The following is a 12,724-nucleotide window of genomic DNA, read 5'->3' on the forward strand; positions in this document are numbered from 1 at the left end:
CCGGACCCCGGCGGGAACACTGCGCCCGGCCTACCCGTCACCTTTCACTGCCCGCCGCGCCAGCGCGTCGACAAAGCGCTGCCGCGCCTCGGGCAGGGGCCTGCCGCCCATTTCATGCGCCAGATGGTCGGTCAGGAAATGCCCGGTGACGCGCAGCGCCTGCACGATCTCGGCATCCCCGGCGTCGCCTGTGCCCAGAAGGGCCTTGGGCAGGGGCAGCAGCCGGTCTGCCCAGTCCCCGGCCCCGGCCGCCGTCACCGCCCGCCCGGTGCGGGGCGAGACATAGATCAGCCCCTCGGTCGCGCCGGTCACGGCGCAGCACGACAGGTCCAGCCCATAGCCCAGATCGTCCAGTAACCACTGCTCCCACCGCAGATAGGCCAGCGGCCACAGCGCGGCATTGCACAGCAGGTCCAGCAGGTTTTCGCTGCGTTGATACAGGGTTTCGTGCACCTCGCGCTCGGGCAGGGCGAAGTGCAGCAGCGACACGACCGCGCTGAGACCCGCCAGCGCCAGCCGGTCCCCCATGACCACGGCGGCACGGCTGCGCACGGGCTCGACCACGAAGGCACCGATATGATCCTCCAGCCGCGCCCGCCAAGCCACATCCAGTTGTGCACCGGGTTGCAGGATGGGGGCCATCCGCCGCCCCGCGCCACCGCGCACAACGCCCGCGTGGCGGCCATGGGCGGGGGTGAACACCTCGATGATCGCGGCGCTTTCACCGTGTCGCCGCGTGTGCAGCAATATGCCCTGATCGCGCCATTCCATGCCGGATCATCCCCTGCCACAGCAGGGGAAACAAGGGCTATCCCAGACCGGGCTGATCCAGCAGATGCCGACCGGCGCGATCCTCGACCTCGATCACCCACAGGTCGGGATCGGTGCGGCGCTGCCGGGCCAGCGTGTCGTCCACCGCGCGCTCTGCGCCTTCGGCCAGCACGTCCCAGACCCGGTCGCCGCTGGCCAGATCGAAGGTGCGGAAAAAAAGCCGCGCCTGACCGTCCAGCGTGTTCAGCTTGACCAGAACCGCGCCGCCGGTGTCATCGCCATGCGCCACGACAAAGGCCGGGATATCCAGCATCCGCAGCCGCGCCAGGTAGGCATCGACCCAGAAACGCGCAGTCAGTCGCGGTGCCATGCCCGCCCCTCACGCATTCCCGTCGCGGAAATCCAGACCCATTTCCGAGTATCGCTCGGCCTCGTCCAGCCAGTTTTCGCGCACTTTTACCTGAAGGAACAGATGCACGCGCCGGCCCAGGAACTCTTCCAGTTCCTCGCGCGCGGCCTTGCCCACGGCCTTGATCGTCTCGCCCTTGTAGCCCAGCAGGATGCCCTTGTGCCCGTCCCGCGCCACATAGACCACCTGATCGATCCGGGCCGAGCCATCCTTGCGCTCTTCCCAGGCCTCGGTTTCCACGGTCAGTTGATAGGGCAGTTCCTGATGCAGGCGCAGGGTCAGCTTTTCGCGGGTCATCTCGGCGGCGATCATGCGCAGCGGCAGATCGGCGATCTGATCCTCTGGATACAGCCACGGCCCTTCGGGCACCTGCCCGGCCAGCCAGCGTTTCAGGTCATCCACGCCATAGCCCTTTTCCGCCGAGATCAGAAAGGTCTCGGCAAAGGCAAAGCGGTCGTTCATGTCCTTGGTCAGCGCCAGCAGCACAGGCGCCTCGACCCGGTCGATCTTGTTGATGGCCAGCACCACCTTGCGGCCCTTGCCGATACCGGCCAGCCCCTCGATGATCGCCTCGACCCCTTCGGTGACGCCGCGATGCGCCTCGATCAGCAGCACGGTGATATCGGCATCCGCCGCCCCGCCCCAGGCCGCCGCGACCATCGCGCGATCCAGCCGGCGGCGCGGTTTGAACAGGCCCGGCGTGTCCACGAACACGATCTGCGCATCGCCTTCGATCGCCACGCCCCGGATGCGCGCGCGGGTGGTCTGCACCTTGTGGGTCACGATGCTGACCTTGGCCCCGACCATGCGGTTGGTCAGGGTGGATTTCCCGGCATTGGGTTCGCCGATCAGGGCGACAAATCCGGCGCGCGTGGTGGTCATATTGGGTCAATCCTGCAAGTGAAGGGCCCGCGATACGGCATTTTCCGCCAAAGGGCCAGCCCCGGAAACCTAGGACGAAACCCGCGCCCCGCGCAACAGGGTGAACACCCCGCTGCCCACGATCAGAACGGCCCCCGCAAGCGTAGGCCAATCCGGCTGCTCGCCGAACACGACCAGAGCCAGGATCAGCGCGAACACCAGCCGGGTATAGCGGAACGGCGCCACGACCGAGACCTCGCCGGTGCGCATGGCGACCGTGATCGCGTTATAGGCCAGCACGCCCACCAGCGCGGCGGCACCCAGCTTGGCCAGGCCCGGCGCGGTGGGCATCACGGCGGTTTCACCAAAGGCCAGCATGATGACGCCGCCCGCCACGGTCAGCACCGTAAAGCCCAGCACACCCAGTTGCAGGTTGCTGACCGCCATCGGTGTCGCCCGCGTGGCCAGATCGCGCCCGGCAAAGCCCAGCATGCCCAGCACGGCAAAGACCGACCCGGCAGAAAACGCATCCGTCCCCGGGCGCAGCACGATCAGGACGCCGGCAAAACCCACCGCCATCGCCAGCCACCGCCGCCAGCCGACCTGTTCTCCAAAGAACACCACCGCGCCCAGCGCGACGACCAGCGGCGTCGCCTGCAGGATGGCGGATGTGCTGGACAGATCGGAATAGGCCAGTGCCAGCGCAAAGAACACCCGCCCGAAAAGTTCGATGGCCGAGCGCAGCAGCAATCCACGTCCCAGCATCGCGGCGGTGACAGGGGGCTGTCCGCGCAGCAGCGCCAGCGCGACAAAGATCGCCAGACCAAGCCCGCCGAAGATCACCAGCGCCTGCCCCGCCGGCATGTCCCCGGTCGCGGATTTGTAGAACATGTCTTCCAGAGAAAAGGCCGCCATGGCCAGAACCATGAACAGGCTGCCGCGAAGGTTCGCCGGGCTGGCCGCGCTCATTTCCCGGCGTCCAGCCCCGCCAGCAACTCTTGCGCGGCGGCCTGTTCGGCCTGCCGTTTGCTGCCCGCCACCGCCTGCACCTGCTGACCGTTGGCCAGCGCCACGCAGATCGTGAATTCGGGCGCATGATCGGGCCCCGAGCGTTTCACCTCGGTATAGACGGGGGGTGGCATGCCGCGGGCCTGCGCCCATTCCTGCAGCGCGGTCTTGGGGTCGCGGGCATCCGCCTCGACCCGGCCGACGCGATCGCCCCACAGCCGCAGCACCATGTCGCGGGCGGCATCGAAACCGGCATCCAGATAGACGGCGGCGATCACCGCCTCCATCGCGTCGCCCAGCAGGGCCTGCTTGCGCCGCCCGCCCGACATCATCTCGGAGCGGCCCAGCTTCAGCGCCTCGCCCAGCCCGATGTCGCGGGCCACGTCGGCGCAGGCCTCTTTGCGAACGAGCGCGTTGAACCGGGGGGCAAGCTGCCCCTCGCTGGCGGCCTTGTCCTTGGCCAGCAGCGCCTCGGCCATCACCAGCCCCAGCACCCGGTCCCCCAGAAACTCCAGCCGCTGGTTGTCGGACCGCGTGGGTGATGACATCGACGAATGGGTGACAGCGCGCGCCAGCAGCTCGGGCCGGGCAAAGCTGTGCCCGATCCGCGCCTCAAGCGCCTTGACCTCGGCTGCCAGTTTCACTCGATCCCCTTGAAAAACCGATCCCCGCGCCAGGTCCAGAAGGCCAGCATCGACGACCCGGCAGACGAGAACATCACACGATCCGCGCGCCCGATCAGGTTTTCATAAGGCACGAAACCCACGCCACCCACCTGCGGCGGCACCCGGCTGTCGGTCGAGTTGTCGCGATTGTCACCCATGAAGAAGTAATGCCCCTCGGGCACCGCGTAGACCGGCGTGTCATCCGACCCCTGACGGGTGATGTTCAGCACCGCATGCTCGGTCCCTTCGGGCAGCGTTTCGATCTGGCGCGACTTCAGGCACAGACCGCCCTGCCCCACCGGGCCGTTTTCACACCGCGGGCGCAGGCGTTGCGGGCCTTGCGGCTGCGCGATCTCTTCGAACTGGCCATCGTCGCGCAACTCGACCGGCGTGCCGTTGATGAACAAACGCCCCTCGCGCATCTGAACGGTGTCGCCGGGCAGGCCGATCAGACGCTTGATGTAATCCGTGCCGTTGACCGGGTGGCGGAACACGACCACGTCGCCGCGCTTTGGCTCACCACCCAGAATGCGGGTGTTGTCGCCATCCATAAACCCGCAAATCGTCTTGGCGTCGATGTGCAGCCCCACCACCGGCACCCGGATCGTGGGGCACGAGGCGTAGGAATAGCCATAGGTCATCTTGTTGACGAACAGGAAGTCGCCGATCAGCAGCGTATCCTTCATCGACCCTGAGGGAATCCAGAAGGGTTGAAAGAACACCGTGCGGAACACGCCGGCAATCAGCAGGGCATAAACGATCGTCTTGATGGTTTCGACGAAGGCATTGCCCTTCTTGGCCTCGGTTGCCATGCGCACGCTCCTTGCGGGACTGGGTTTGGGGCTACATGCGGGGCGCGCGGGGCGGTGTCAAGGCAAGCGCCGCGCCTCGATCACCACAAAGGCCTGCGCCCATGGGTGATCGTCGGTCAACGTGACGTGAATGATGGCCTCGTGGCCCGGTGGGGTAATCGCCTCCAGCCGCTCGCGCGCCCAGCCTGTCACCTCCATCACCGGCTGGCCGGTGTGCAGATTGCTGACGGCCATGTCCTTCCACGCAATGCCCATGCGCAACCCGGTTCCCAGCGCCTTCGAGCACGCCTCCTTGGCGGCCCAGCGTTTGGCATAGGTGCCGGGCGTGTCGGCGCGGCGTTCGGCCTTGGCCTGCTCCACGTCGGTAAAGACGCGGTTGCGGAACCGGTCGCCGAACCGGTCCAGCGTGCCGGCGATCCGGTCGATGTTCGCAAGGTCGGTGCCAATGCCCAGGATCATCGCCTAACCCGCCGTGAACAAGGGAAAGCTGACCGCCAGCGCCCAGCCCAGGATCACCCCCAGCGCCAGACCCGGCGCCGTGGCACCGGCCCGAGTGGCCACGAAACGCCCCATCGTGCCGAAGACCAGAAAGAACAGCAAGATCACCGGCACGATCATCAGCACAAAGAACAACCCCTGAAAATCCAGAACGACCGCCAGCCCGAGCGAGGCGAAAAAGCCGATGCGCGCCACGATCTTTTGCCAAACCGGGCTGCCGTGGGCAAGTGTGGCGTCGCCCAGACCAAAGGGGATCGCGCCCAGGACCAGCACGGCGATGATCCAGCCCCGCCCTGCGCCCGGCCAGAAATTCGCGCCATACCGATCCAGCGCAAAGCCGAACACGCCAAGCCCCCAGATCAGCAGGCCAAGGGCGGCCAGCGGCATCAACGCCCCGGGACGGCGACCCAGCCGCCACAGGATCGCCAGTTGCACCAGACCGTACAGGCACAGGTGCAGCGCCAGGTAATCCGCCACCAGCACCGGCAGCGCCTTGGGATTAAGCGGCACCGCCAGCAGCGGGGCCACCAGCGCGGGCAGGATTACGGCCAGCGCGAAAGGCCCCGTGCGCAGCGGTGATGGCGGAATGGCGCGGTCGGGCAGCTGGCGGGCCAGCGGCAGCGACAGCGCCACCAACGCCGCCAACAGGGCCAGCAACGCCCAGCCGGTGCGCGGGATGCTGACATCACTGGTGCGGCCATAGGCGCGATCCAGCCAAGCAACCGTCTCGGCCAGCGCCACGCGACTGTGCAGGATCGCCACGTGATCGGCGGCAGGGGCCGTCACCATGCGGCGGGTGATGCCATTGCCACTGACCGTCTCGTCCCCTGCCGTTTCGGCATCGACCTGCCGCGCCATGCGCAGGGCGAACTCGCGCAGGCCCGGCTCCCACTGACCGGCGACCAGCAGCGTCTGATCGGGGGCGTCGGGGGAGATCGCCTGCGAAAAGGCCGAGATCAGGACCAGCGGTTCGGCCCCTTCGGTGCTTTCGGCCACGCGCACCAGAATGTCGGTGGCCATGGAATGGCCGACCAGCGCAACAGGGCTGTCGGCACCGATGGCGGCCAGAACCGCGCGGGTCTGATCCACCAGCAGCTGCGTCGTGCCGCTGACATCGGACACATCGCCCGACATCGGCACCGGGTTGCGCCCGTGGCCCAGGAAATCGAAGGCGTATGCCTCGTATCCCGCACGCGCCAAGGCCAGCGAATAGGCCTGCATGATCTGCCGCGATCCAGCAAACCCATGCGCCACCACAACGGGCGGCCCGTCGGCATCGGCGCGGGCATAGCGTGTCACCGGGGTCTGGCCCACATCGACCCGCGTGACCTGCACGCCCGTTCGCGCGGTTTCCAGCACCCACAGCGCCCATGCGCCCAGAGCCAAGGCCAGCACCGTTACGATCCAGCCCGCGCGCGTCATACTAGGCCCCCTTGTACAACGGCAAGGCAAGGGCCTGCGCATGGCCACCGTGCCAGGTAAAGGCCGCGCCGCTGGCGGCGTGCAGATCGGCGATGCCCAACGCGGGAAACTGGAAAAATCCGCCTCCCACAGCCTCTTGCGTGGCGGCAAAGACCACGCGGTCAATCCGCGCCCAACGCATCGCGGCCAGACACATCTCGCACGGCTGGCACGAGGCGATCAGGGTGCAGCCCGACAGGTCGGGCGTGCCCAGCATCGCGCCGGCCTTGGCGATCGCCTCGACCTCGGCATGGCGGGTGGGGTCACATGTGGCGGCCACGCGGTTCTCCGCGCGGCACAGTTCTGCACTGTCCTTCAGGATGGCGGCGGTAAACACCGGCGTGCCCTTGGTCTGCGCGATCTCCAGCGCCCAGTCCACGATCTGCTCCAGCACGCTGGCCTCAAGATCCGATGGTGCGGTCATGCCGCGCGCGCCGCATCCATCAGGCGGCGCATTTCGCCAATCGCCGGACCGATCCCGCGAAAGATCGCCTCGCCGATCAGGAAATGACCGATGTTCAGCTCCATCACCTGCGGAAAGGCCGCCACCGGCTGCACCGTGTCATAGGTCAGGCCGTGGCCCGCGTGCACCTCAAGCCCCAGATCATGGGCAAAGGCCGCCATGTCGCGCATCTTTTCCAGCTCGGTATCGCGCTCGTCAAAGCGGCCCTCGGCATGGAAATCGCAATAGGCGCCGGTGTGCAGTTCGATCACCTGCGCGCCGATGCGGTTCGCCGCCTCGATCTGGGCGCGGTCGGCGGCGATGAAGATCGACACGCGGCAGCCCGCATCGCGCAAGGGAGCAATGAAATGGGCCAGCCGGTTTTCCTCGCGCGCTACCTCAAGCCCGCCTTCGGTTGTGCGCTCCTCGCGTTTTTCAGGCACAAGGCAGACGGCGTGCGGTTTGTGGCGCAGGGCAATCGCCTGCATCTCGTCCGTCGCGGCCATTTCAAAGTTCAGCGGCACGGTCAGCGCCTGCATCAGCGCGTCGATGTCGCCATCGGTGATGTGGCGGCGATCCTCGCGCAGATGGGCGGTGATGCCATCCGCCCCGGACTCTTCGGCCAGTTTGGCGGCGCGCACCGGATCAGGATAGGCCCCGCCGCGCGCGTTGCGCACGGTCGCCACATGGTCGATATTCACGCCCAGACGCAGTTTTCCCAGCGGCTCCATCGGATGTCCTTTCGTTTCCAACCCGTTGTATTGGCAAGCTAGTCGCGCCTTGCCTTCTCGTCTGTGGCCAATTGACGCTTTTTGCGCAAGGCCGCCAGCTTGGCCTTGAGCGCCCCCTTGCGACGGTTCTGATAGGCACTGATCAACGGCACGCTGATGTAGTAACACACCAGCCCCGCCACGATGCCCGGAATGATCCCGCCGATCATGTAGGGAAAGAACACCTCGTCATAGAACAGGGTCAGCCGCGACCAATCCACGTCACGGTCGCTGAACGCGGCGATCAGGTTGGCCTGCAGATCGGCACCGGCATCAACGAACTTCTTTCCCAGCGTCACATGCAGATCCGGTTCCGACCGGGCGTTCATGCCAAGAAGCCAGTAGCCAGTGTTCAGACTGACCACCCCGATCGGAACATAGGTCAGCGGATTACCGAAAAAGGTCGCCAGAAGCGCGGCGATGATGTTGCCACGCATGATCCACGTCAAGGTAGCGGCGAGAAGAAAGTGCAGCCCGTAAAATGGCGTGAACGAGACGAACACGCCCACGAATATGCCGCGTGCGATCCGATGTGGCGGGTCGGGCAGGCGGCTGAGCCGATGTCGCACGTAGGTGGCCGCGCGCCGCCATCCACCGCGGGGCCAGAAAAACTCCAGCAGGATCTTCCAGATCGGCCTTCTGTCCCTGCGTTTGAAAACCACCAATAGGCCCCTTTGTCAGTTCCTCTGCGCGGTCAGCCGCATCGGGTCGCGGACCCGGCTGACCGCTGCAACATCGCTTTCTGCCTCAAGCGCCGTAACAACCGAATGAAGATGCTCGGCATCCCGCAGATCGACGTCCATATGCAAACGAAAGAAGTCGGGCTTTCGATCCACGAACTCGAGGTTCGAGATATTGGCCTTCTGCTCGCCGATCAATGTGCAAATGCGCCCCAGCACGCCGGCATCGTTGCCGATGGTCAGATCCAGCGTCGCGGTATGGATCGCGGGATGGCTGCCGCCGTGCCAATGCAGGTCCAGCCAGCGGTCGGGCTGTTCGTCATAGGCGCTGAGCGCCTCGCAGTCGATCGAATGCACCACCACGCCGCGCCCCCGAAAGGTGATTCCGACGATGCGTTCACCCGGCAACGGCTGGCAACACGGCGCACGGTCAAAGCTCTGGTCGGGCGACAGGCCGATGACGGCGCGATTGCGGTCGATTTCGTCGTTGGGTGACGGGGCCAGATCGGGATAGATCGCCTGCACCACGGCGCGTCCGGTCAGCTCGGCGCTGCCAAGCCGCGCCAGCAACTCGTCGCGGTCCGAGAGGCGCAACCGTTTGGCCGCGGTGTCCAACGCCTTGTCGGTCGCCTTCTTGCCCACGTTTTCGAACGCCACGCGGGCAAGTTCTCGCCCCAGCTTGGAAAACCGCTCGCGATCCACCTCGCGCAGGGCACGACGGATGGCGGTTTTCGCCTTGCCGGTGGTGGCGATGTCCAGCCATGTGGCCTGCGGTGTCTGACCCTCGGCGGTGATGATCTCGATCGACTGGCCATTCTTCAGCCGGGTCCAAAGCGGCACGCGCATGCTGTCCACCTTGGCACCCACGCAGGCGCTGCCGATCCGGGTGTGGATGGCATAGGCGAAATCAATCGGCGTGGCCCCCTTGGGCAGCTTGACCACCTCGCCCTTGGGCGTGAAACAGAACACCTTGTCGGTGTACATTTCCAGTTTGACCGCTTCGAGGAAATCCTCGTGATCCTCTTCCGAGGTGAACTGCTCGGTCAGACCGCTGATCCAGCGGGCCGGATCGACGGCAAAGGGGTTCTCGCTGCGCACGCCGTCGCGATAGGACCAATGCGCCGCGACCCCGGTTTCGGCAACGTCATGCATCGCCTGCGTGCGTATCTGCACCTCGACCCGCTTGCCATCCCGGCCCGACACGGTGGTGTGGATGCTGCGATAGCCGTTGGATTTCGGCTGGCTGATGTAGTCCTTGAACCGTCCCGGCACCGCGCGCCAGCGCTGATGTATCGCGCCAAGCGCCTGATAGCAGGCCATTTCCGATCCGGTGATGATGCGAAATCCGTAGATGTCGGACAACCGGGAAAATCCCATGTCCTTTTCCTGCATCTTGCGCCAGATCGAATAGGGCTTCTTGGCGCGTCCGAACACCTGCGCCTCGATCCCCGCCTTGGCCAGTTCGGTGCGCATGTCGCCCGTGATGCGCGGGATCACGTCGCCGGTTTCCTTTTGCAGGGTGATAAACCGGCGCATGATGCTGGCGCGGCCTTCGGGGTTGAGCACCTTGAAGGCCAGATCCTCCAGTTCTTCGCGCATCCATTGCATGCCCATGCGACCGGCAAGTGGCGCATAGATATCCATCGTCTCGCGCGCCTTCTTGACCTGCTTTTCAACCTTCATCGCCTTGATGGTGCGCATGTTGTGCAGCCGGTCGGCCAGCTTTACCAGGATCACGCGCAGATCCTTGGACATGGCCATGAACAGCTTGCGGAAATTCTCGGCCTGCTGGGTTTCGGTGCTGGACAGTTGCAGGTTGGTCAGCTTGGTCACGCCATCGACCAGTTCCGCGATCTCGCGGCCGAAACGGCGCTCGACCTCGGCAAAGCTGGCCTTGGTATCCTCGATCGTGTCGTGCAGCAGCGCGGTGATCAGGGTCGCATCATCCAGCCGCTGCTCGGTCAGGATGGCGGCAACCGCCACGGGATGCGTGAAATACGCCTCGCCCGAGCGGCGAAACTGCCCCTCGTGCATCTGGCGGCCGAAATCATAGGCCGCGCGGATCAGGTCTTCGTTGGTTTTCGGATTGTAGTTGCGGACAAGGGCGATCAGGTCGTCGGCCGCAATCATCTTGTCCGCATCCCCAGGCAGGCCCGGGCTTAGCCCTGACCCTGAGCTTCCATAAGAGCGCGCAGCAGTTTCTCTTCCGACATGTCATCATCGGCGGGCTTGTCCGCAGGTTCACCGCGACCCATCAGCAGCGCCATCGAGTCATCCTCGGGCTCGTCAACCTCGATCTGGGTCTGATTCGCTTCGATCAGACGCTCGCGCAGTTCATCGGCCGATTGGGTCTCTTCAGCGATCTCGCGCAGGGACACGACAGGGTTCTTGTCGTTGTCGCGGTCAACCGTGACAGCCGAGCCTGCCGAGATCTCGCGCGCACGGTGGGCGGCAAGCATCACCAGTTCGAACCGGTTGGGAACCTTGTCAACACAATCTTCTACGGTCACGCGGGCCATTCAGGGCACTCCGATCATCTTGGACGGGTCAGAAAGCCGCTGCCTAACGCATCAAAGGGAAAATGACAAGGGCGTTCACGTCATCGCCACGACCGAGTCGCGATCTGGCTGCGGCAAGGCCGCGCACATCTGTGCCACCGTCTTCTTGAGAACGGGATGCATCCAGCCCGGCGCGATGTCTTGCAGCGGCACCAGCACGAAAGCACGGTCCTGCATCCTGGGATGCGGCAGGATCAGGCGGTCAGGGGCCTGAATGCGCTGCTGGTCTGCGGGCAGGTCGATCCACCGGCGCAAGGTGCTGTCATCGGGCAGGACCAGATCATCCACCGCCAGCAAGTCAAGGTCCAGCGTACGGGTGCCCCAGCGGTCAAGCCGTTCACGACCAAAGGTTTTTTCAACCTCGTGGAGCAAATCCAAAAGCCCGCCGGGGGACAGGTTGCTGCGCAGCGCGGCGGTTGCATTGACATAATCCGGCCCCGCGCCGGGCGGGAAACAAGGGGTGTGATACAGGCCGCTGAACGCCTCGACAACGACCCCCCGATCAGCCAGAACCGCCAGCGCCCGGCGCAGGACAACCTGTGGTGTTTTGCCCTCCAAGGGCATATTCGCGCCTAAGGCGATCAAAGACAGTTGATCGAAAGTCATTGCCGACCTATGCTTTTTAGAGTGTTTGCGCCCTTGCAGGACATTTCCGATACTCGTATTTTAAACGCCACGCCTGAGACCAGCATTACACTCACGGACAAAGGTTCGGGCACAATCGGAAGGAACGTTGATGTTTTACAAAGACGAACGGCTCGCGCTGTTCATCGATGGGTCGAACCTGTATGCCGCAGGCAAAGCGCTGGGGTTTGACATCGATTACAAACTTCTCCGGCAGGAATTCATGCGCCGGGGAAAGTTGCTGCGCGCATTTTACTATACGGCCCTGTTGGAGAATGATGAATATTCCCCGATTCGACCCCTTGTGGATTGGCTGCATTACAATGGCTTCACAATGGTGACGAAACCCGCCAAGGAATACACCGACAGCCAGGGCCGCCGCAAGGTCAAGGGCAACATGGACATCGAATTGACCGTCGATGCCATGGAGCTTGCCCCGCGTGTCGATCATATCGTGCTGTTTTCCGGCGATGGCGATTTCCGCCCTCTGGTCGAAAGCCTGCAACGGCAGGGTGTCCGGGTGTCGGTCGTCTCGACGATCCGCAGCCAGCCGCCGATGATCGCGGATGAACTGCGCCGTCAGGCCGACAATTTCATCGAACTGGATGAATTGAAGGAAGTGATCGGTCGTCCGCCGCGCGAAATGGGAACCACCCGTGAATCCGCTGCCTACCAGGCGGGTTGAACGCTGATCAATTGCCTGCCACCCGGTTCAACTGGTCATGGCGGGCGATCACGCCCTCGGGCCACGTGCTTTTGATGAAGGCGAGGATCGACAGAATCTCGTCATCACTCAAAACATGCTCGTATCCCATCATGCGGCTTTTATAGCCGTTTCCCACGATTGCCTCGATCCCGTATTTGGTGATGTCAAAAAGCTGCGCGTCCGGGTGGTGCCATGTGTGGCCGGTCACGTCATGGGGCGGCGCAGGCAGATACCCGTCCTCGTCACGCGCACGCCAGTCCGGTTCGCCTTCAAGCCGGGCTCCGTGGCACGCGGCACAGTGATCAGCATACAGCGCCTGACCCTGCGCCACGGCATCTGCATCGCGATAGGGCAGCAACCCCTGCGGGTCCGCCACAACTGCGGCCGCAGGCAGAAGACTCGCAAGGGTCAGTGCAGCATATCTGGCAGAAAAAATTCGCATGTCTCAAATTGACTTGG

At 64.6% G+C, this 12,724-nt stretch carries 16 protein-coding genes; 1 reads left to right on the forward strand and 15 read right to left on the reverse strand.

What is annotated here, in order from left to right; genetic code table 11:
* Nucleotides 1-30: 30 nt before the first annotated feature.
* The 14 genes from recO to folK all read right to left on the reverse strand — a co-directional run bounded on the left by recO (nt 31) and on the right by folK (nt 11,541).
* Nucleotides 31-771 carry a DNA repair protein RecO gene (recO, locus tag ACFTOW_RS18205; protein WP_379918386.1) on the reverse strand — a complete coding sequence of 247 codons (741 nt, stop codon included), beginning with the start codon at nt 769-771 and terminating at the stop codon, nt 31-33.
* Between the two features lie 37 nt (nt 772-808).
* Nucleotides 809-1,141, reverse strand: coding sequence for a DUF1491 family protein (locus tag ACFTOW_RS18210; protein WP_379918388.1), 333 nt, complete (start codon nt 1,139-1,141; stop codon nt 809-811).
* 9 nt (nt 1,142-1,150) lie between these two features.
* The gene (era, locus tag ACFTOW_RS18215; protein WP_379918390.1) at nt 1,151-2,062 is read right to left on the reverse strand and encodes a GTPase Era; all 912 of its coding nucleotides are present in this window, start codon (nt 2,060-2,062) and stop codon (nt 1,151-1,153) included.
* 69 nt (nt 2,063-2,131) lie between these two features.
* The gene (locus ACFTOW_RS18220) at nt 2,132-3,010 is read right to left on the reverse strand and encodes a DMT family transporter (protein WP_379918392.1); all 879 of its coding nucleotides are present in this window, start codon (nt 3,008-3,010) and stop codon (nt 2,132-2,134) included.
* Nucleotides 3,007-3,693 (reverse strand): ribonuclease III, encoded by a 687-nt coding sequence (rnc, locus tag ACFTOW_RS18225; protein WP_379918394.1) that lies wholly within the window; start codon nt 3,691-3,693, stop codon nt 3,007-3,009. Before rnc ends, ACFTOW_RS18220 begins: the two co-directional genes overlap by 4 nt.
* Entirely contained in the window at nt 3,690-4,526 is an 837-nt protein-coding gene (gene lepB / locus ACFTOW_RS18230) for a signal peptidase I (RefSeq protein WP_379918397.1), read from the reverse strand. The genes rnc and lepB overlap by 4 nt, the downstream gene beginning before the upstream one ends.
* 57 nt (nt 4,527-4,583) lie before the next feature.
* The gene (acpS, locus tag ACFTOW_RS18235; protein ID WP_379918399.1) at nt 4,584-4,985 is read right to left on the reverse strand and encodes a holo-ACP synthase; all 402 of its coding nucleotides are present in this window, start codon (nt 4,983-4,985) and stop codon (nt 4,584-4,586) included.
* A gap of 3 nt (nt 4,986-4,988) precedes the next feature.
* Nucleotides 4,989-6,446, reverse strand: a complete 1,458-nt coding sequence (locus ACFTOW_RS18240) for an alpha/beta hydrolase (RefSeq protein ID WP_379918401.1) — start codon at nt 6,444-6,446, stop codon at nt 4,989-4,991.
* A 1-nt stretch (nt 6,447) separates the two neighbouring features.
* The gene (locus ACFTOW_RS18245; RefSeq protein ID WP_379918403.1) at nt 6,448-6,909 is read right to left on the reverse strand and encodes a nucleoside deaminase; all 462 of its coding nucleotides are present in this window, start codon (nt 6,907-6,909) and stop codon (nt 6,448-6,450) included.
* The gene (locus tag ACFTOW_RS18250; protein WP_379918404.1) at nt 6,906-7,658 is read right to left on the reverse strand and encodes a pyridoxine 5'-phosphate synthase; all 753 of its coding nucleotides are present in this window, start codon (nt 7,656-7,658) and stop codon (nt 6,906-6,908) included. Before ACFTOW_RS18250 ends, ACFTOW_RS18245 begins: the two co-directional genes overlap by 4 nt.
* A gap of 38 nt (nt 7,659-7,696) precedes the next feature.
* Entirely contained in the window at nt 7,697-8,359 is a 663-nt protein-coding gene (locus tag ACFTOW_RS18255) for a DUF2062 domain-containing protein (protein WP_379918407.1), read from the reverse strand.
* Nucleotides 8,360-8,374: 15 nt separating this feature from the next.
* Entirely contained in the window at nt 8,375-10,507 is a 2,133-nt protein-coding gene (locus ACFTOW_RS18260; RefSeq protein ID WP_379918409.1) for a RelA/SpoT family protein, read from the reverse strand.
* A 29-nt stretch (nt 10,508-10,536) separates the two neighbouring features.
* Nucleotides 10,537-10,896 (reverse strand): DNA-directed RNA polymerase subunit omega, encoded by a 360-nt coding sequence (rpoZ, locus tag ACFTOW_RS18265; RefSeq protein ID WP_379918411.1) that lies wholly within the window; start codon nt 10,894-10,896, stop codon nt 10,537-10,539.
* Nucleotides 10,897-10,971: 75 nt separating this feature from the next.
* The gene (folK, locus tag ACFTOW_RS18270; RefSeq protein WP_379918413.1) at nt 10,972-11,541 is read right to left on the reverse strand and encodes a 2-amino-4-hydroxy-6-hydroxymethyldihydropteridine diphosphokinase; all 570 of its coding nucleotides are present in this window, start codon (nt 11,539-11,541) and stop codon (nt 10,972-10,974) included.
* Nucleotides 11,542-11,671: 130 nt separating this feature from the next.
* On the opposite strand from folK, the gene ACFTOW_RS18275 reads away from it, so the two are divergent.
* Entirely contained in the window at nt 11,672-12,244 is a 573-nt protein-coding gene (locus ACFTOW_RS18275; RefSeq protein WP_379918415.1) for a LabA-like NYN domain-containing protein, read from the forward strand.
* 7 nt (nt 12,245-12,251) lie between these two features.
* On the opposite strand, the gene ACFTOW_RS18280 is transcribed toward ACFTOW_RS18275, so the two are convergent.
* Complete coding sequence (locus ACFTOW_RS18280; protein WP_379918417.1) at nt 12,252-12,707, reverse strand: c-type cytochrome; 456 nt, start codon at nt 12,705-12,707, stop codon at nt 12,252-12,254.
* Nucleotides 12,708-12,724 lie beyond the last annotated feature (17 nt).

Origin of the sequence: Lacimonas salitolerans (assembly GCF_042677865.1) — a bacterium.
Classification (GTDB): domain Bacteria; phylum Pseudomonadota; class Alphaproteobacteria; order Rhodobacterales; family Rhodobacteraceae; genus Lutimaribacter; species Lutimaribacter salitolerans.

Coding starts and splice junctions, on each gene's coding strand:
- ACFTOW_RS18250 (WP_379918404.1), bottom strand. CDS start 7,658: ATGGAGCCGCTGGGAAAACTGCGTCTGGGCGTGAATATCGACCATGTG.
- folK (WP_379918413.1), bottom strand. CDS start 11,541: ATGACTTTCGATCAACTGTCTTTGATCGCCTTAGGCGCGAATATGCCC.
- acpS (WP_379918399.1), bottom strand. CDS start 4,985: ATGATCCTGGGCATTGGCACCGACCTTGCGAACATCGACCGGATCGCC.
- ACFTOW_RS18280 (WP_379918417.1), bottom strand. CDS start 12,707: ATGCGAATTTTTTCTGCCAGATATGCTGCACTGACCCTTGCGAGTCTT.
- ACFTOW_RS18210 (WP_379918388.1), bottom strand. CDS start 1,141: ATGGCACCGCGACTGACTGCGCGTTTCTGGGTCGATGCCTACCTGGCG.
- ACFTOW_RS18275 (WP_379918415.1), top strand. CDS start 11,672: ATGTTTTACAAAGACGAACGGCTCGCGCTGTTCATCGATGGGTCGAAC.
- rpoZ (WP_379918411.1), bottom strand. CDS start 10,896: ATGGCCCGCGTGACCGTAGAAGATTGTGTTGACAAGGTTCCCAACCGG.
- recO (WP_379918386.1), bottom strand. CDS start 771: ATGGAATGGCGCGATCAGGGCATATTGCTGCACACGCGGCGACACGGT.
- ACFTOW_RS18260 (WP_379918409.1), bottom strand. CDS start 10,507: ATGATTGCGGCCGACGACCTGATCGCCCTTGTCCGCAACTACAATCCG.
- ACFTOW_RS18220 (WP_379918392.1), bottom strand. CDS start 3,010: ATGAGCGCGGCCAGCCCGGCGAACCTTCGCGGCAGCCTGTTCATGGTT.
- ACFTOW_RS18240 (WP_379918401.1), bottom strand. CDS start 6,446: ATGACGCGCGCGGGCTGGATCGTAACGGTGCTGGCCTTGGCTCTGGGC.
- lepB (WP_379918397.1), bottom strand. CDS start 4,526: ATGGCAACCGAGGCCAAGAAGGGCAATGCCTTCGTCGAAACCATCAAG.
- ACFTOW_RS18245 (WP_379918403.1), bottom strand. CDS start 6,909: ATGACCGCACCATCGGATCTTGAGGCCAGCGTGCTGGAGCAGATCGTG.
- era (WP_379918390.1), bottom strand. CDS start 2,062: ATGACCACCACGCGCGCCGGATTTGTCGCCCTGATCGGCGAACCCAAT.